Source organism: Thermaurantimonas sp., assembly GCF_046299575.1.
Lineage (GTDB): Bacteria > Bacteroidota > Bacteroidia > Flavobacteriales > Schleiferiaceae > Thermaurantimonas.
This window is the reverse complement of sequence record NZ_JBKBHX010000004.1, coordinates 12,013-30,785: the sequence shown is the minus strand read 5'-3', so window position 1 is coordinate 30,785 and position 18,773 is coordinate 12,013. Positions and strand designations below refer to the sequence as shown.

The window sequence follows — 18,773 nt, the reverse complement described above, 5'->3', positions numbered from 1 at the left end:
GAAAAAAGCTAACTTACTTCGTCGTAGTAAATGTCGAGAGCTTTTTCATAATCTTGCAACAATACGTAAATATCTATTTTAAAGCCACTTACTCCAGGGCCTAACAAAGTATTCACGTATTGGTCTTTGATATAGGTTTTAATCCCGGCACTTTCCAGCTTCGAACAAATCACCAAAGCTTCAGAATGTGAGCCGACACTGGCTAGATGCATCCATTGATTTTCAATTCCTTTTACTTCCACCTTAAGGTCTCGACGATGTGACGTATTTCGTTCCCTAAAAAATGTGTAACAGGCCCTGTGCTGTCGATGTTCGGCTGCGAGTGCACATAAGCTGTACCTCGTAGAAAATGCCTTGTACTGTCGGTTACAAAAAATTGATAGTTTGTAGCTGTATTTCCATAAATTTCATAAAATATTCCAAATATGCGCCTTGCAGTATCAATGTAAAGCGTTTCAGAAATTCCATCAGCTTTTACACCATGTTTAAAGGCAAATTCCTTTGCATCTCGCAGCAGCGTGTCGAGATTTGACTTTACAGGTTTGTAAGTGAGCTGTATAACCCCATGAATGCTTTTGAATTCAATATCTTCCCAACAGGGTTGATTTTGTTTAGCCTTAATTGTGGCCGACTGATTGTATTCGAAGGTATATGGGCATAGCATATTGTCGTATTCTTGGTAAATCGTGTCTGGTAGAGAAATTCGGAAGTAGCCAGTCGGTTTGGGCTTATACACTTCTGTGCACCCTAAAAGAATCAAAATGAATACGTAAATTTTCAATAACTTTTTCATTCTGTGTGTTTTGTGACCTTCACCCTTCGGATTCGCCTTTTTTCAAAACTTTCTACTTTAAAGGTGAATGGCATGAATTCGATTTCTTGGTTGATGGAAGGTGTATTTCCGACAATTTCGAGGATTAAGCCACCCAATGTTTCGGCATCACCTTTCACGTCGTCAAACATTTCGTCATCCACATTCATGATTTTACAGAATTCGCTGATACCTGTCTTACCTTCGAAGATGTAATTATTTTCGTCGATTTGGGTGTATACAGGTGATTCCATGTCAAATTCATCGTTGATTTCACCTACCACTTCCTCAATCACATCTTCTAAAGTCACTAAGCCAGACGTGCCACCATACTCGTCGATTACAATGGCTATATGGATTTTCTTTTGTCGAAATTCTTGAAGTAGGTCATCTATTTTTTTCGACTCAGGTACAAAGTAGGCGGGTCGTATTTTCGATTTCCAGTCAAAATCCTCTTTGTCTATGTGCAGCAGAATGTCTTTGATGTAGAGGATGCCTGTGATATGGTCCAGGTCATTTTCGTACACAGGCAGGCGAGAGTAGCCGGTATTACGTATTTCTCTGAGTACATCGGCAAATGATGAAGAACATGAAACCCCGCAAATGTCCATGCGTGGTGTCATTACTTGTTTTACTGTAATGGTGCCAAATCGCACAATCTCTTGATAGAGAGAAGTTTCTGTCGGTTCAGCATCAGCTGAAGTGATTTCAAGAGCTTGTGTCAGGTCATCAACCGAAATTTTTTCAGTGTATTTGCGTTTAAAATAGTTGTCTAAAAAATCAGAAATTTTCAACAACACATAAATAACTGGTTTGAATACAAATGTGAAAAATTGAATAGGTCCGATGAGATTTTGGCTAAGCTGAACTTTAAACTTTGTAGCCAAAATTTTTGGCACTATTTCTCCAAAAATCAGTATCGCTGACGTGATTGTAAACAATTCGAAGAGCAACTTTACATTTTCGTTCCCCTGAAAGTCGAATAATTCATCTGACAAGTATGTACTGAGAATAACAATGCTGACGTTTACCAGATTGTTGCCGATAAGTATGGTTGCCAGAGTTTTTTTCTTGTCGTCGTAAATTTTGTAGAGCTTCGAGGCAAGAGCTTTATTATAGACTTTTAAACTTTCTAAATCGTTGATTTTCAAAGAAAATATAGCAACTTCTGCCGATGAAAACAAAGCAGAAACTGCGAGCAGTAGTAACAATATGAATAGAGGAATCAACAGAGCTGGTGTGATTCCTTTAAATAGAACGATTGCCTGAAGGTACGGGTCCGGATCTGCGTCCAAACGGTTTGAATTTAGGTTAAAATTCTGCCGGATTATAGACTGCCATTAGAAGGGCAAATCATCATTCTCCGGCTCTGAGGCAAAAGTAGTGTTGTCTTGTTTAATTTCTGTTACCTCCGGGGCCTCTGACTGAATAGATTGAGCAGCAGGTGATGATTGAGCAACAACTGATCTCGGCGAGCCGAGCATTACCATGCTTAATCCCTCGATTTCAGTGGAGAATCTCTTTTGTCCATTTTCTTCCCAAGAGCGGGTTTTCAGTTTGCCTTCTATGTAGACTTTATCGCCTTTTTTTAGGTATTTATGAGCTGTGTCAGCGAGATTTCTCCAAAGATTCACGGTGTGCCACTCGGTATTTTCTACTTTTTGTCCGTCTTTTACATAGCTTTCTGTAGTAGCTATGCGCAGTCTGGCCACAGTAGCGTTATTCTCGAGCGTTTTATACTCAGGGTCAGCACCTAAGTTACCGATAATCATCACTTTGTTAAGAGAACCTGACATATTTCTAATAAATTTTTGTTATAAGTGCGAATATAGTTAAAACTTATTTATTCGGATATTTTTGAAAAAAATTTTTGAAACGGAACGGGAAATCCCAAATCGCTGAGTTCATCTTTAGGCATAAATATGAAGGTGTCAGATTCTTCTATCAAAGGCAATTTTTGTAAAGTAAAAATCCGAATGTGCAAAACTTGATGAGATAATATATGTTTGATATTGAATGGATTGAGTTTTTTTAGGTGTGTGTTTACGAAATCCATAGCGATTTTTTCGTCAAAGGTGTCGAGCAGTAGCGGCAGCTGATACAGGTTTTTCCAGATGTCGTTAGCACCTCTTTTTTGAACGGCTATTATTCCATTATTGTCATAAAAGCCGTACAACATGTATCGGTTTGTTTTTTTGGGTGCCGATTTTCTCACTGGTAAAACATCCGTCAGTTGTCTGGCTTCTGCATAGCACATTGACGCAAGGGGGCATTCGATGCATTTTGGTTTTGAAGGTTTACAGATGAGCGAGCCCAAATCCATTAAACCTTGATTAAAGTACGATGGGTTTTCACAGATTTTAACGAGTTGATCTGCAAGGGTGTAAAAGTGAGCTAAACTTTTCGAATCGTTTACAGGGGCATCAATTCCGAAAAATCGCGATAGAACTCTTTGCACGTTTCCATCGACCAAGGGGGAACGCTTGCCGAAGGCTATGGAAGCAATGGCACCGGCCGTATACGGGCCAATACCGGGCAATTTTTTTAATTCTTCTACATTGTTTGGAAAATTCCCCCCTTTATTGGCTATGATTTTAGCCGTCTTATGCAGGTTAAGGGCGCGTGAGTAGTAGCCAAGTCCCTGCCACATGCGCAGAATTTCATCTTCGGGTGCTGATGCAAGTAATTGAATATTTGGATATTTTTCGACAAACCGGACATAGTAACCCATGCCTTGTTCGATGCGCGTCTGCTGAAAGATGATTTCAGCCAACCATATGTGATAAGGGCTTGGCTCTTCGCGCCAGGGTAGGGGTCTGTAATGTGTTTTATACCAATTTTCAACCTGATATACGAAGAATTGAAAGGTTTCGAACGAAGGTGTCATCTTATTGTAATGCGGTGAAATAAAATAAATTAATCATTTTTTAAATCACGGACTGCCATATATTTGCAGCCCTTTAATCAAAAAACGCAACCAAATTAAAATCAACGCAATATGACAAAAGCAGACCTTGTTAACAAAATTTCTGAGAAAACAGGAATGGAGAAAAATGATGTGCAAGCTGTGATTGAGCTTTTTATGAAGGAGATAAAAGAGGCTATGGAGCAAGGCAATGAGGTTTTCCTTCGCGGTTTCGGTAGCTTCATTATTAAGAGAAGAGCCCAAAAGACTGGTAGAAATATCTCTCAAAACACCACCATTACCATTCCTGCGCACAATATTCCGGCGTTCAAGCCAGCTAAAGTATTCGTTGAAGCTATCAAGGAAAAAGTGCCCGCTAAGTAATTGCACTGTACTGTGGCTCAAAAGAATCTGCTTATTTCCTTAGCGGTAGTATTAGTAGCATCGGCTCTCCTTTATTTAGCGCCGAGATATCCAGCGACAGAGAAGACCACCTCTGATGCTCAAAATCAGGCTTCTAAGGAAAAAGATTCGCTTGATGCGATAGTCGATCAAGCATTAGTAAACCTTCAAAAAGGGGAGGGCAGTCCGATGGAAAGCATCATGGCTATCAGAAAGGTACTTGAGACTGACCCCAACCACTTGAAAGCGAATTTTACCCTTGGAGCGCTTTCGTTTAGCACCGGCCAATACGATCGAGCTATAGAACGTATGAACAAAGTGCTCGAAATAGCGCCTGATACTGAAGAAGCCTATAAAATACTTGCCGATGCCCTCCAAAAGGTAGGAAAAAGCGATTCAGCCGAAACAGTAAAAAAATCGTACTTAGCAAAATTTCCTGAAGGACAATTTGTCCAAGATTTTAAAAATTTTTAAAAACTTTTAAAAAACACCATTATGCCCTGCGGAAAAAAGAGAAAAAGACACAAAATGGCGACCCATAAGCGCAAGAAAAGACTAAGAAAGAATCGCCATAAGAAGAAGAAGTAAAACAGAGCTAATCAACAAGCTATCACCGAGAAATGCCTGAATTCGTTCAGGCATCTTCTGTTTCTATCGAATGCATTAAAGCATTGGGAGAAAGTTCATTAAATCTCAAACCATTAAAAAAGTGAGTACTGATCTATACATACACTCCCGTGCCGATGGAAGCCTGTCTATAGCTCTGATGCGTGACGGAAAGCTCATTGAGCTTCACAACGAAAAGGACGATACAGAGTTTAACGTAGGTGACATATATCTGGGCAAGGTAATGAGGCTGGTGCCCGGCCTTAATGCAGCTTTTGTAGAAGTAGGATACGAAAAAGACGCATTCTTGCACTATCACGACCTTGGACCACAGTTTCAGTCACTCAATAAATTTTTAAAAAGAACTCTTACCGGACGCCAACTATGGAACCTGGCAGACTTCGAACGGGAAGAAGACATTAATAAAGACGGAAATATTGAAGAAGTTCTGAAGCCCGGACAGCTTGTGCTTGTTCAGATAGCTAAAGAACCGATCTCAACCAAAGGCCCCAGACTTAGCTCTGAGATTTCGATTGCTGGCCGCTTTTTGGTGCTAGTGCCGTTTACAGATAAGGTATCTGTTTCACAAAAAATTAAAGATAAAGCAGAAAAGCAACGCCTTGTGGAGGAGGCTTCGGCTATACGTCCACCAGGCTTTGGCATCATAGTGCGTACCGTAGCCGAAGGTAAAACAAAAGAAGAATTAAAGGCTGATCTCGATAATTTGATACGTCGCTGGAGGCAGTTGCACAAAAGAATCCCCAGCGTAAAACCTCCGGGCAGAGTGCTCAGGGAGCTAAACATAGTATCTTCTGTGCTTCGCGATGTGCTCAACGACTCTTTTGAAAACATCATTGTGGACGACGAAAACTTCTACAATGAGATCATCAATTACCTTCAAGACATTGAGCCTGAGAAAAAGGAGCTCGTAAAGCTCTACAAGGGCAAAATTCCAATGTTCGATCACTTCGGTATTGAGCGGCAGATTAAGACTTCTTTCGGGCGCTCAGTGCCAGCCGGCAAAGGAGCTTACTTAATCATAGAGCACACAGAGGCCATGCATGTAATCGACGTAAACAGTGGCAATCGCACCAATAACGAAGAGGACCAAGAAGCCAATGCACTGGCTGTAAATCTGGTAGCAGCTGAAGAGGTGGCACGGCAATTAAGGCTCAGAGATATGGGCGGCATTATAGTAGTCGATTTTATCGACATGCACCGCAGCGAAAACAAAAAAGCCTTGTACGAAAAACTAAAAGAAGAGATGGCTAAGGACAGGGCTAAACACAAAATCTTGCCGCCAAGCAAATTCGGCCTCATCGAGATTACTCGCCAACGCGTACGCCCAGAGCTAAACATTAACACTAAAGAAGAAAATCCAGAAACCTCTTCTGAAATTGAAGCACCCATTGCCATAATTGACAAAATTGAGAAAAATCTCGAGGGTCTTGTTTCTACCAAAAATCCAAAGAAGGTAGAACTGCATGTTCATCCTTTTGTAGCAGCTTACATCAATCAAGGGTTCTGGCCTTGGCAAAAACTGTCGTACAAGTGGAAGAAGAACAATAAACTTAAGTCTTTTACTGTGATTCCGAGAGATAGTTATAAATTCTTGGAATTTCATTTTTATGACGAAAACGGAACTTTAATCGAATGATCTAAAAAAGCCGGCTTTAAATTCAGCCGGCTTTTTTAGTTTCGTAAAAAAAGATCGATTGAATGGAGGCTGAAGAGCTCAAAAAGATTAAACAAGCCCTCAGTGTATACTGCAGCTACAGAGAGCGCAGTGTGCAAGAGGTTAAAATGTACATCAAAAAATTTCGCCTCGAACCCATGGATGAGGATAAAATAATCTGCGAATTGATTGAAAACGATGTAGTAAACGACTACCGATACGCACAAATGTTTGTAAGCGGAAAATTTCGCATCAATGGATGGGGTAGAGAAAAAATCGCTTTTAACCTTCAGCAGCAGGGAATATCTCAAAACATCATTCAAATAGCTCTACAAGTAATAGACGAAGAAGATTATGAAAATGTAGCTCTTAAGCTACTTAAGAAAAAACAGAAAGAAATAGAAAAAACTTCTTCACCTTTCGAACTTCGTAAGAAAATGTTTGCATTTTTAAAATCCAGAGGCTTTGAATCCGAGTTGATCAATGACCTATTAAACGCACATTTTCATTTTTCTGATACATAAATTGTTTTCAAGGAGATGATTTATTCTCTTCACCTTTTTTAGCAAAATCTATATTTCTTTTAAGTCCTTGAAATTTTGTGCGCTTTACAGCTGATTTAGAAAACAATTGCTCAAACAGCTCTTTTTCCATTTGCTCCATCACCTCATCATTAGCCGCCTCTAATGCGCTTGATGGGTGGAATCGGGGTTCGCGGTGGGGATTGGCAAAACGGTTCCACGGACAGACGTCCTGACATATGTCGCACCCAAAGATCCAGCCATCCATTTTGTCTTGAAATTCCCTGGGGAGCTCCTTTCTGTATTCGATGGTGAGATAGGATATGCAGCGATTGCTATCGACTATATAGGGTTCAACAATAGCCTGAGTCGGACATGCATCTACACAGCGCGTACATGTGCCACAGTGATCTGTTACAGGGCCATCAGCTTCGAGCGCTACATCGAGTAGAAGTGTGGCTAAAAAATAAAAGGAACCCAAACCTTTTGTGAGCAAAAGTGAGTGCTTACCCACCCAGCCGATGCCCGCTCTTCTTGCCCACGCCCTTTCAAGAACAGGGGCTGAGTCAACAAAAGCTTTATAACCTATGCTCCCAAAGTTTTCCTGTACCTCTGCCATCAGCTGGTATAGTTTTTCTTTAATTACTCGGTGGTAGTCTTCTCCATAAGCATATTTTGAAATTTTGTATTTCTCCAGTGATAGATTTCTGCTAGGGAAATAGTTGTGTGAAAACACGACTACGGTTTTACATTCATCGAGTAACTTTCTTGGATCTAGGCGCTTGTCGAAGTGATTTTCCATCCATAGCATTTCGCCGTGATAGCCTGCTTTAAGCCAACGTTCGAGTCTTGGGGCTTCTTCCGATAAAAAATTGGCTTTCGAAAAACGCACGTCATTGAATCCGAGTTCAATGCCCCTTAATTTCAAAAATTCTTTTATATCTGAATTGTAACTCAATTAAAATCAGCATTTATTATATGAAAAGTTGTTATAAAAAGTTTTTTTTTTAATCAAAAAAATACCAAAACTCTGGTATTTCAAATCTTAGTTCGACAAAGTTGATTTGTAATGTAAATATAAAATGATGTACAACAAGCAGATGGCAATAGTTCACTTGATTTTGCTGATTATATCGGTGGGAATAACTTTTTTATTAAATTCCTGCAATTTCTCTGAAAGCGCCAATATTTCAGACATCGATCAGAAGATTAATGATTCTGTTGCTTACACAATTAATCGAAATAACAAATTAAAGACTATTCAAGTAGAAGACAATAAGATGATCATTCTTGAAGCAAACGATAAAGTTCATATTCATACAGAAAAGAATTGAAAGTTAGGTTGTGGTTTGTTAACGTGTCAGGCTTACACATCTGACACTTAAGCCCCGAAACGTGATGTGGAGGGGCTTTTTCATTTCTTATAAGTTTAATAGCTCATTGATAACTTCTGCGAGGCAAAAAAAGCTACTTTTGCGACATAAAGCAAGTTGCCTTTCCGACGCCAAAATTTTTTTTTCAGAGCAAAGTATTCTGGGGGTTTAAATGGCAGGGGTTGGCGGGTGATTTGCCCGGGTAAAACCCTTTAAAATACCTTTATCACATGAACACTTTTGAATCATTAGGCCTAAATAGTGCCTTGTTAAAAGCTATTTCCGAGATTGGCTACAAAGAGCCTACACCTGTACAAGCTGAGGCAATTCCAATTTTAATACAGGAAAACATCGATGTAATCTCGCTGGCTCAGACCGGAACGGGTAAGACAGCTGCTTTTGGCCTTCCCATGCTCGAAAAGATAGCTCCTACAGCCAGTGGGCGTCCGCAGGCCCTAGTATTGTCACCTACCCGCGAACTCTGCATTCAGATCGCCGGTGAATTAGAAAAGTTTTCTAAATATCTCCAGGTTAACATTGTACCCGTATACGGCGGGGCAAGTATAACCACTCAAATTCGCCAGCTTAAACAAGGAGTGGATATCATCGTAGCTACTCCAGGTAGGCTCATGGATCTCATGGAAAGAAATGTAATATCGCTCGAAGAGATAAAAATCGTAGTGCTCGATGAGGCTGATGAAATGCTATCCATGGGATTTAAAGAAGATATCGATGCCATCTTGAGTCAGACACCTCCGACGCGTCTAACCTGGCTTTTTTCGGCCACTATGCCCGAAGAAATCCGCAGAATTACGAAGACGTACATGAAAAATCCGCGTCAGATTTCAGTAGCTGGCGGTGGGCAGGTGAATGAAAATATTGAGCACATTTATCACCTCATCGATGGTCGAGATCGCATCAAAGTTCTCACGCGTGTACTGGATTTTTATCCTGATATCTATGCCATTGTCTTTTGTCAGACCAAAATTGAAACCCAACAGGTGGCAGACCGCCTGATTGACCATGGCTATCCGGCTGGTTCACTACATGGGGATATGAGCCAGGCACAGCGCGAGCAAACGATGAATGCCTTTCGCAAGCGCGCCATCACCATACTTGTAGCTACTGATGTGGCAGCTCGAGGCATAGACGTAGAAGATGTCACACACGTGATACACTTCCATCTGCCCGACGACCTTGAATCGTTTACCCACCGCAGTGGGCGTACGGCTCGTGCAGGAAAGAAAGGCACTTCCATTGCTCTGGTCAGTAAAAATGAGTTGCATCGCCTCCGCACACTTGAGAAAATCATCAAGCGCAAGATTCAATATGCTAAGGTGCCCTCAGGGATGGAAGTATGCACCCATCAGATGCAGTATCTGATCAATCGAATCACTTCTGAAGAGGTAAATCCCTTGGCAGTAGAAGAGTTCCGACCGATGCTCGATGAACTTTTAGAAAAATTTCAACCCAGAGAGTTAGTAGAGCGCATCTTCAGTATGGAGTTTAATCGCCTGCTTGAGATGTACCGGAATGCGCCCGATCTGAATGTAAATCCCGAAAAAAGTATTAAAGCCTATGCCGATGCTGCTCCAAGCACCGGAGGCCTGCGCAGATGGTATATCAACATCGGAATTAAAGATGGAATGTATTGGCAAGATGTGAAAGACTTCCTCAAAGAAAAGTGTAATCTCGGTCGCAATGATATTACCGGAGTTGAAACATTGTCTTCCTTTTCTACATTTAAATGTACGGAGGAAGTAGCTCGAAGAATTCAAAAGGAACTTCAAGGATATTCCCTTCAGGGCCGTAAAATTTTTATAAAAGAAGACACAAAAAAAGATTACTCACCTCGAAACCAGGAAAGAGAGAATAAAAGAGATAACAGAAATAAACAGAAGAAACAAGTGATATAAAGCTGAAAATTCTTTGAATTTGTAAAAAATAACTTCAGATTAAAAAATAGGCAGCCACGAATCTATGGCCCGCTCTTATCTTGCGGCCAATTCATAGCAACGAATTGGCCGCTTTGAAGTCAAAAATCTACAGTTACATACAAAGTAAAGCGCAGCAAGGCAATAAAATGATTGCTGCACTCATCGACCCGGACAAAAACGAGGAAAAGTCGATTTTGAGGATTTTAACACATTGCGAAAAAGCCGAGGTTGATTTTCTTTTTATTGGCGGCTCTCTTTTAGTACGTGACCGATTGGAATACACACTCGATCTCATCAAAAGTCATTCAGCTATTCCCTGCATACTTTTTCCAGGGAGTTTAATGCAGATTTCGTCGAAAGCTGATGCCATCCTCTTTCTTTCACTCATATCAGGCCGAAATCCGGATCTACTCATTGGCAATCATGTAATAGCCGCACCCTACATTTATGAAGCCGGTCTTGAGACCATAGCCACAGGTTACATGCTTATACATTGTGGCAACTACACTACGGCTCACTACATGTCGGGCAGTATGCCCATCCCATCAAACAAATACGAAATAGCAGCAATGACGGCTTTGGCCGGTCAAATGCTCGGCATGCAACTCATCTACATGGATGGCGGTTCTGGAGCTGCTCATCCCATAGAACCTGGCATGATAGCCGCAGTGCGAAAGACAATTAACTTACCAATAGTAATTGGGGGAGGTATTAAAAATGAACTTCAGGCTCAACAAGCTTTTAAAGCCGGAGCCGATGTGATAGTAGTAGGTAATGCTTTAGAAAGTTCTCCTGAGATTATAATTAACCTTGCAAAAATCAGAAGGAGCTACTCAGCCAATATTCTGAACTAAGTAGCTCCTATATACTTGCAAACGTCACTTATTAAATTCCTATTTTATAACCCATGCTTAGGCCAAAATTCTGAAATCTGCCAAACATCAATTGGCCATTCACAAAAAAGTTATTCCAGGACAATATTGCACCAATGCCAGCATTAAGAAAGGAATTGGTATCTCTAAATTCTACAGGGTCTTTTACATTAAACTGAACTCCCTGAAGTATGGTACCTGGTACGCCAATGTAATCCGAAAAAGTGTAATTAAAAGTGCCACGCAGTGCAGCATCAGAAGTGGATGTAATATAGTTAACTGAAAGATAAGGCTTAATTAAGCCAAAACTCTTTGTGACGGTGATATCAAATGCCATTGATCGCGAATCAACTTCGAAGCGGTTGGGATTTGCATCATCTACAAAATTTTCACCTACGAAATTCATCTGATTGTAGTTAAATCCTAAAACCAAATCAACCGGAAGATTAAACCAACCCAATGGATTGTGCATCACTGATAATCCAAAAGACCCAAATCGGATATCATCGCCCACTACCGCCGGAATGTAGCGCAGCCCGATACCTGTGTGGATAGGCAGCCATGCTCCAACTTGTAAACTGGCAGTAGGTACTATGGGGGTTCTAAAATCAAATCCGTCGGCTACCTCGATTTCAGCGCGTACGTGATGCCCTCTGATAGGGTCAAAGATTCTATTGCCGTTGTTGTCGGTCACGTAAAAAAACAATTCATTATCGCTCTCTCTCCCCACTATGGTAGGTAATATGTTGTTGGAGGGATTGCGAAGCTCAAAGTTTGAAGTGCGATTGATGCCAAAAAAATCAAATTCTTTCATCGAACTAGGTAGAAATGATGCTCCCCCTGTTATATTTATTGAGAAATTGAATGACTTGGACGATTCATATGGCAGTTGCCAAAGCAAAGGATTGACATTAGCAGTCCCATCAAATGCCGGTGACAAGTATGCCTCCAAATAGGCATTCATGTTTTGTTTAAATTCGTTTGCAATTCGTTCATTGTTGAACTGTGCTCGTACAGCAATACCTGAAAAGAAAATAACTAGTGTAAAAATGTGTTTTTTAATTCTTTTCATATAATATCAATATTTATTTAGATCAAAAGTAAAGTGATATTTTTCAAATCTCGGAAATACTGCATGGTATTTTAAATTCTATTAACGCAGTTCAGATAGATTATTTCACAATACCATATCGATTGGCAAACACTCTTTATGGCTAAAGAAAAAATTGCTACAAAATTTTACATAGTAAAAAGCTATTGAAAATTGATGGTGAACCCATTAATAATAAGATAATCAGATAATTGTGCTTAATGCTTAAAAATCCTAAACCACATGTTAATGACTGTGGATTTTTCCCAAAAAAGTTTTTTATCAGCACAAGTGGTAACTACCTTTGCGCCCAAAATTTTTAAACCCATATACCTATTCATTCCATGTCAGCCGTAATAGGAAAGATTTCACAGGTAATCGGTCCGGTAGTGGACGTTACTTTCGATACCACTAACAATGAACTTCCGGGTATTTATGAAGCGCTCGAGATCGTGCGGGAGAATGGCCAAAAGCTCATTCTCGAAACCCAACAGCACATTGGTGAAGATACAGTGCGAGCCATAGCGATGGACTCAACTGATGGCTTGCAAAGAGGTCAGGAAGTTCGGGCTACAGGTACTAACATATCAATGCCCACCGGCGAAGCTATTCATGGCCGCCTCTTTAATGTAGTAGGTGAGGCTATCGACGGTATTAGAGATATTACTGAAGGAAAGCGCAGACCTATTCATGCTGCTCCTCCCAAATTTGAAGATTTGTCCACAACCTCTGAGGTACTCTACACTGGTATCAAGGTTATTGACCTGATTGAGCCTTATGCCAAAGGTGGTAAAATCGGTCTCTTTGGTGGTGCCGGTGTTGGTAAGACAGTGTTAATCCAGGAGCTTATCAACAATATTGCAAAAGGTTACGGTGGTCTATCAGTATTTGCAGGGGTAGGAGAGCGCACTCGCGAGGGTAACGACCTACTGCGCGAAATGATCGAATCTGGCATCATTAAATACGGCGATCACTTTATGGAATCGCTCGAAAAGGGCGGTTGGGACCTGAGCAAAATCGATTTTGAGCAACTTAAAGAATCAAAGGCAACTTTCGTATTCGGCCAGATGAATGAGCCTCCGGGAGCACGTGCTCGTGTGGCATTGTCAGGTCTTACCATTGCCGAATATTTCCGCGATGGTGATGGAGAGGGGCAAGGTCGCGACATCCTTTTCTTCATCGACAACATTTTCCGCTTTACGCAAGCCGGATCTGAGGTGTCAGCACTGCTTGGCCGTATGCCTTCGGCTGTAGGCTATCAACCTACCCTAGCTACTGAGATGGGTGCTATGCAAGAGCGCATTACCTCTACCAAGCGCGGCTCAATCACTTCTGTGCAAGCAGTATATGTGCCTGCCGACGACCTCACTGACCCGGCACCAGCCACTACCTTTGCTCACCTCGATGCCACAACCGTATTGAGCCGTAAGATTGCTGAGCTCGGTATTTATCCTGCGGTTGACCCGCTTGATTCAACCTCTCGTATCTTAAATCCTGCCATTGTAGGTGAAGAGCACTATCGCTGTGCACAGCGCGTGAAGCAGATTCTGCAGCGCTACAAGGAGCTTCAGGACATTATCGCCATTCTCGGTATGGACGAGCTCTCTGAAGAAGATAAACTCGTGGTAAGCCGTGCTCGTCGTGTGCAGAGATTCTTGTCACAGCCCTTCCATGTAGCAGAGCAGTTTACAGGTATCCCAGGTGTATTTGTCAGCATTGAAGACACCATCAAAGGCTTTAACATGATTCTCGACGGCCACATGGATAAATATCCTGAAGCTGCTTTCAACCTGAAGGGTACCATAGAAGACGTAATCGAAGCTGGTGAGAAGATGCTGGCTGAAGCACGCTAATACAATATAGAAAAATGACTGTAGAAATCGTTTCACCCGAAGGCAAAATTTTTTCAGGTAGTGCAAAATCGATTCAGCTGCCTGGTACCAATGGCCTTTTTCAGGTGTTAGACAACCACGCCCCCCTCATCTCTACACTTACAGGTGGCCAGCTGAAGCTCGACATCACTGATAAGTCGGCAGAAGGTATCGAGCGCTTTGAAAAGTTGAATAATGGCCAGTATACATTCCCAATCAAAGGAGGTGTTGTAGAAGTACTTTCGAATAAAGTAATCGTATTGGTCGACTAAAACGTCATTAACTTCTGAGAAGTATATTAGACCCCGTCGATCGACGGGGTTTTCTATTCTATACCTTTAAAGTAATTTGCTCTAAAACGATTCATTACAATGGAATTTCTCCCAAAGCACATCGCTCATTATGCTGAAGAGCATACGCGCTACGAGGGCGATGTACTTGCTGCCCTTGAGAAGGAAACCTATCTGAAAGTGCTAATGCCGCGCATGTGTAGTGGACATCTGCAAGGGCAAATCTTGCGGATGTTTACTGCAATGATTCAGCCAAGCAGAGTCCTAGAAATTGGAACTTATACAGGTTACTCCGCCATCGCTATGGCACAGGCGATGCCCGAAAATGGGCTGTTGTACACCATCGACATTAATGAAGAACTAAAACCCCTTGTTCAATCGTTTATTAAACTAGCTGGTTTGGAATCCAGGATCGGACTTCACTTCGGTGACGCCATGCAAATTGTACCCTCACTTAATGAAAATTGGGATTTAGTCTTTATCGATGCCGATAAGGAGAATTACCTAAATTACTATAAAATGGTCTTGCCCAAGATGAAAATAGGAGGCTTTATCATCGCTGACAATGTGTTGTGGAGTGGTAAGGTGTGCGATCCCGAGATCAACGATCCCGAAACCCTTTCGCTTAAAAAATTTAACGACTACGTACATAAAGACCCACGTGTTGAGAACGTTTTACTGCCCGTGCGCGATGGTTTGATGATTTTGCGAAAAATTTCGGACTAAATAGCCTATCAAATGCAGCTTCAGGCACCTTCCTATCTGATGGAACTCATTGACCAAGGCGAAGGCCTTCAGCTCGATTTTAAATTTGCCATTAACGACAGTCGAAAAATTGCCATCAGTTTATCAGCCTTTGCCAATACAAAAGGAGGGCGCTTGCTCATAGGCGTAAAAGACAATGGCCGAATTGCCGGAGTGCGTAGCGACGAAGAATTTTACATGATCGAAGCTGCTAATGAAATGTACCTTAACAGGCCCTTGCCCCTTACCGTCATAGAACACGAACAAGAGGGACGTAAAGTGTTGGAAGTCATTGTACCCGAAGACGAAAAGAAAGGTATTAAAGCCATAGATGTACACAATAAAGGCTGGGCCTACATACGCCATTTTGACCAAAACATTCTCGCATCTCCGGTACACCTTGAATTTTGGCGCTATGCCGCTGATTCAGAGCCTAAAAAGCGATTGAATCAGCAGCAAATCATCCAGTCGCTGCGAATAATTAGCAGTTATGAAGGGGGTATTTCGCTCGAAAACTTTCAGCGTAGATCAAATATTCAAAGAAAGCAAGCTACAGAGCTGCTCGCTCGATTTCTTTACTGGAATTTGATTAAGACGCATATCGTCAATGGCAGAATTCTCTTCATCGGCACAGAGTGCGATTAGTCTGTACGCGTTATCGGGTATGGCTACTGACCATCGCGCATTCGAAGTATTTAAAAGACACTTTTCCAATCCTTACATCTACATCCCTTGGGTAGAGCCTGAGCGCAAGGAGTCATTATATGACTATGCCCAAAGGATGGTGATGCCACATGTGCAAAATTCGGCTCCCGTACGAGTAGCTATCGGGCTTTCATTTGGAGGAGTTGTAGCATTGTATGGCCTTGACCAGGGGTTGTTTACCCATGTCATATTAGTCTCATCCATTAAGGGCAGCGATGAATTTTCGCCTTTTTTTCGATTTTTAAGAATTGTTCCCATATATCGATTGCTGCCTCACAGTTGGCTCAAATCGATATTGGTGGGCAGCGGATTGATACCCGCTGGCTTGAGGCATGAGCACAAGCAGGTGTTTCGACAGATGTTTGATCAGTTTTCACCGTTTTACTTCAAGTGGTGTGTCGATCAGCTCGTGCATATTCCTAAATCTAAAGAGCGAAAAAATGTCTATCACATTCACGGCACACACGACGAAGTGTTTGGCTATCGATATATTTGCAGTGCTGAGGCAGTGCCGGGTGGCTCACATCTGATGATCGTTACCAGAGCCAAGGAAATCAGCCGAATGGTCGAGCAAATACTGCAACGAATTAAGCAAACGAATACCATCCAAGTTTGAATCCAGAAAAACTACTTAACGAGCTGAACGAGGTACAGCGTCAGGCTGTGGTACACACCGAGGGGCCACTGATGATTATAGCCGGAGCAGGCTCGGGCAAGACGCGTGTCCTTACGTACCGCATTGCATGGCTGATGCTTCATGGGATCGACCCCTTCAATATTCTCGCACTTACATTTACCAACAAGGCGGCTCGCGAAATGAAAGAGCGCATCGCCCATGTAGTGGGCGCTTCTGAAGCAAAAAACCTTTGGATGGGTACTTTCCACTCCATCTTCGCCCGACTGTTGCGCGTAGATGGGCACTTGCTCGGCTATCCATCCAATTTTACCATTTACGATACCGACGACTCCGAAAAGCTCATTGCTCAAATCGTAAAAGAGCGTAAACTCGACAAGGACATTTATAAGCCTAAAAAAATTCTCAATCGAATTTCCAACTTAAAAAACAATCTGATCATCCCTCAATACTACGACCGCTTTCCGGAGCTGCTCGAGTACGATGAAACGGCTAAAATTCCAGAATTTAAAAACGTCTACACAGCCTACGTAGAGCGCTGCTTCAAGGCTGGCGCGATGGATTTCGACGACATTTTGCTCAAAACCAACGAATTACTAGGAACCTTCCCCGAAATTTTGGCTAAATACCAAGGCCGCTTTCGCTATATCCTGGTCGATGAGTATCAAGATACCAACCACAGTCAATATATTATTGTAAAGGCACTAGCAAATAAATTTCAAAACATCTGCGTAGTAGGCGACGATGCTCAGTCGATCTACGCCTTCAGAGGGGCCAACATCCGGAATATCCTCAACTTTCAGAACGATTATCCAGACTGCAGGATTTTCAAACTTGAACAAAATTACCGATCCACCCAAAACATTGTTAAAGCAGCCAATTCACTGATTTCAAAAAACCGCGATCAGCTAAAAAAAGAAGTCTGGACTGCCAACGAACCTGGAGAAAAAATAACGATCTACAAAGCGCTTGACGAAACCGAAGAAGCACAGTACATCGCCGAGCGCATCATGGAATGGCATTTGTCGCGTCAGATGGACTTCAGCCATTTCGCCATACTCTATCGCACCAATGCGCAAAGCCGCGCCCTCGAAGAAGTACTGCGCCGAAAAAATATACCATACCGCATCTTTGGCGGTACGAGCTTCTACCAGCGCAAAGAGGTAAAAGACATGCTTGCCTACCTGCGACTGGCCGTAAATCCAAACGACGAAGAGGCCTTTCGTAGGGTCATTAATTACCCGGCCCGCGGCATCGGCCAAACGACACTCGACAAGCTGACCATACTAGCCGATAAACACGGCACCAACTTATGGTTTATTTGCGAAAACGCCTTACTCTACTCCCGCGATCTCGGTTCGGCCACAGCCCAAAAGGTAAGCGACTTTGCCACCATGATCAAAGGGTTTGGTGTAATGGCCAAAAAAGAAAGCGCCTGGGATGTAGCAGACCACATATTTAAAACCTCCGGCCTACTCCGTGCCTTAAAAGAAGACGGAACCGAAGAAGGCATCTCCAGGCTTGGCAACGTACAAGAGTTGCTCAACAGCATTAAAGCCTTTAACAACAAACAACTTGAACTCGAAGCCGACAACGACATTTCGCTCGACTACTTCCTCCAGGAGATTGCTCTACTGACCTCTACCGACCAGGACGACAATGCTGACCCAAACCGTGTGTCACTCATGACCCTACACCTGGCCAAAGGTTTGGAATTTCCCGTAGTCTTTATTCCGGGAATGGAAGAAGATCTCTTTCCATCAGCCATGATGATAAATAGCCGTGCTGACTTAGAAGAAGAGCGTCGCTTGTTTTACGTCGGTATCACTCGTGCAAAAAAGAAGTTGTATCTCACCTTTACGCACATGCGTACGCGCTATGGTCGCATGTCAGATTGCGAGCCTAGCCGCTTCCTCGAAGAAATCGACGATCAATACACCGAACTGATCATCCCTGGCATTCGAACCACCGGGCCCACCTTCCTCAGTGGGGCTCCCCATTTTGATAGTCTTGGTATCTCCAGGCCATCAAAAAACAATTTCATCACCTCAAAACAAATATCAACCCCCAATCTTCCGACAGGCATCAGACCACTCCAACCGTCAGAAACTCCGGTTCAAAAATCAAATATTCCGTCAGAGCCCCCGCCACAGGGTGAAGTAACTACTGATGCCAATCCGGGAGATCGCGTTTATCACCAAAAATTTGGCTACGGCCAGGTGCTCTCTGTCGAAGGTACAGGCGTCAACAAAAAAGCTTCTGTAGCCTTCGACCAGGCAGGCGAAAAGAAACTCTTGCTCCAGTATGCCAAACTTATCAAAGTAACTTCCTGAAAAT

19 protein-coding genes are annotated in these 18,773 nt (G+C 42.4%); 12 read left to right on the top strand and 7 right to left on the bottom strand.

What is annotated here, in order from left to right; translation table 11 throughout:
- Window positions 1–8: 8 nt before the first annotated feature.
- From ACK4EX_RS06570 to mutY, 5 genes are read right to left on the bottom strand one after another with little or no spacing between them, the layout of a single operon-like run.
- Complete coding sequence (locus ACK4EX_RS06570; RefSeq protein ID WP_409771002.1) at window positions 9–242, bottom strand: putative signal transducing protein; 234 nt, start codon at window positions 240–242, stop codon at window positions 9–11.
- Window positions 233–793 carry a gliding motility lipoprotein GldD gene (gene gldD, locus ACK4EX_RS06565; protein ID WP_409771001.1) on the bottom strand — a complete coding sequence of 187 codons (561 nt, stop codon included), beginning with the start codon at window positions 791–793 and terminating at the stop codon, window positions 233–235. Before gldD ends, ACK4EX_RS06570 begins: the two co-directional genes overlap by 10 nt.
- A complete protein-coding gene (gene gldE / locus ACK4EX_RS06560; RefSeq protein WP_409770998.1) occupies window positions 790–2,106 on the bottom strand; it encodes a gliding motility-associated protein GldE in 1,317 nt (438 codons plus the stop codon). The genes gldD and gldE overlap by 4 nt, the downstream gene beginning before the upstream one ends.
- Window positions 2,107–2,151: 45 nt before the next feature.
- On the bottom strand, window positions 2,152–2,607 hold the full coding sequence (locus tag ACK4EX_RS06555; protein WP_409770996.1) for a single-stranded DNA-binding protein: 456 nt from the start codon (window positions 2,605–2,607) through the stop codon (window positions 2,152–2,154).
- Between the two features lie 47 nt (window positions 2,608–2,654).
- Complete coding sequence (mutY, locus tag ACK4EX_RS06550; RefSeq protein ID WP_409770994.1) at window positions 2,655–3,698, bottom strand: A/G-specific adenine glycosylase; 1,044 nt, start codon at window positions 3,696–3,698, stop codon at window positions 2,655–2,657.
- A 111-nt stretch (window positions 3,699–3,809) separates the two neighbouring features.
- On the opposite strand from mutY, the gene ACK4EX_RS06545 reads away from it, so the two are divergent.
- From ACK4EX_RS06545 to ACK4EX_RS06530, 4 genes are all read left to right on the top strand, one after another.
- Window positions 3,810–4,100, top strand: coding sequence for an HU family DNA-binding protein (locus tag ACK4EX_RS06545; RefSeq protein ID WP_124398532.1), 291 nt, complete (start codon window positions 3,810–3,812; stop codon window positions 4,098–4,100).
- A gap of 12 nt (window positions 4,101–4,112) precedes the next feature.
- Window positions 4,113–4,592: a tetratricopeptide repeat protein gene (locus ACK4EX_RS06540; RefSeq protein ID WP_409770992.1), complete on the top strand. Its 480-nt coding sequence runs from the start codon at window positions 4,113–4,115 to the stop codon at window positions 4,590–4,592.
- A gap of 235 nt (window positions 4,593–4,827) precedes the next feature.
- Window positions 4,828–6,381 (top strand): Rne/Rng family ribonuclease, encoded by a 1,554-nt coding sequence (locus tag ACK4EX_RS06535; RefSeq protein ID WP_409770990.1) that lies wholly within the window; start codon window positions 4,828–4,830, stop codon window positions 6,379–6,381.
- 62 nt (window positions 6,382–6,443) lie between these two features.
- Window positions 6,444–6,923: a regulatory protein RecX gene (locus ACK4EX_RS06530; RefSeq protein WP_409770987.1), complete on the top strand. Its 480-nt coding sequence runs from the start codon at window positions 6,444–6,446 to the stop codon at window positions 6,921–6,923.
- Window positions 6,924–6,930: 7 nt separating this feature from the next.
- Here ACK4EX_RS06530 and queG read toward each other — a convergent pair whose 3' ends face one another.
- Window positions 6,931–7,878 carry a tRNA epoxyqueuosine(34) reductase QueG gene (queG, locus tag ACK4EX_RS06525; RefSeq protein ID WP_409770985.1) on the bottom strand — a complete coding sequence of 316 codons (948 nt, stop codon included), beginning with the start codon at window positions 7,876–7,878 and terminating at the stop codon, window positions 6,931–6,933.
- Between the two features lie 645 nt (window positions 7,879–8,523).
- On the opposite strand from queG, the gene ACK4EX_RS06520 reads away from it, so the two are divergent.
- Window positions 8,524–10,209, top strand: coding sequence for a DEAD/DEAH box helicase (locus ACK4EX_RS06520; protein ID WP_409770983.1), 1,686 nt, complete (start codon window positions 8,524–8,526; stop codon window positions 10,207–10,209).
- Window positions 10,210–10,322: 113 nt separating this feature from the next.
- A complete protein-coding gene (locus ACK4EX_RS06515; RefSeq protein ID WP_409770981.1) occupies window positions 10,323–11,084 on the top strand; it encodes a geranylgeranylglyceryl/heptaprenylglyceryl phosphate synthase in 762 nt (253 codons plus the stop codon).
- A gap of 31 nt (window positions 11,085–11,115) precedes the next feature.
- Here ACK4EX_RS06515 and ACK4EX_RS06510 read toward each other — a convergent pair whose 3' ends face one another.
- Window positions 11,116–12,174 carry a DUF6588 family protein gene (locus ACK4EX_RS06510; protein ID WP_409770979.1) on the bottom strand — a complete coding sequence of 353 codons (1,059 nt, stop codon included), beginning with the start codon at window positions 12,172–12,174 and terminating at the stop codon, window positions 11,116–11,118.
- Between the two features lie 362 nt (window positions 12,175–12,536).
- Here ACK4EX_RS06510 and atpD point away from each other — a divergent pair, with 362 nt between their 5' ends.
- From atpD to ACK4EX_RS06480, 6 genes are all read left to right on the top strand, one after another.
- Window positions 12,537–14,045: a F0F1 ATP synthase subunit beta gene (atpD, locus tag ACK4EX_RS06505; RefSeq protein WP_409770977.1), complete on the top strand. Its 1,509-nt coding sequence runs from the start codon at window positions 12,537–12,539 to the stop codon at window positions 14,043–14,045.
- Between the two features lie 14 nt (window positions 14,046–14,059).
- Entirely contained in the window at window positions 14,060–14,335 is a 276-nt protein-coding gene (locus ACK4EX_RS06500; protein ID WP_409770974.1) for a F0F1 ATP synthase subunit epsilon, read from the top strand.
- A gap of 99 nt (window positions 14,336–14,434) precedes the next feature.
- Window positions 14,435–15,079, top strand: coding sequence for an O-methyltransferase (locus ACK4EX_RS06495; protein WP_409770971.1), 645 nt, complete (start codon window positions 14,435–14,437; stop codon window positions 15,077–15,079).
- Window positions 15,080–15,091: 12 nt separating this feature from the next.
- A complete protein-coding gene (locus ACK4EX_RS06490) occupies window positions 15,092–15,742 on the top strand; it encodes a helix-turn-helix domain-containing protein (protein ID WP_409770969.1) in 651 nt (216 codons plus the stop codon).
- Window positions 15,705–16,418, top strand: coding sequence for an alpha/beta hydrolase (locus ACK4EX_RS06485; RefSeq protein ID WP_409770967.1), 714 nt, complete (start codon window positions 15,705–15,707; stop codon window positions 16,416–16,418). The genes ACK4EX_RS06490 and ACK4EX_RS06485 overlap by 38 nt, the downstream gene beginning before the upstream one ends.
- A complete protein-coding gene (locus ACK4EX_RS06480; RefSeq protein WP_409770965.1) occupies window positions 16,415–18,769 on the top strand; it encodes an ATP-dependent helicase in 2,355 nt (784 codons plus the stop codon). Before ACK4EX_RS06485 ends, ACK4EX_RS06480 begins: the two co-directional genes overlap by 4 nt.
- Window positions 18,770–18,773: the final 4 nt, after the last annotated feature.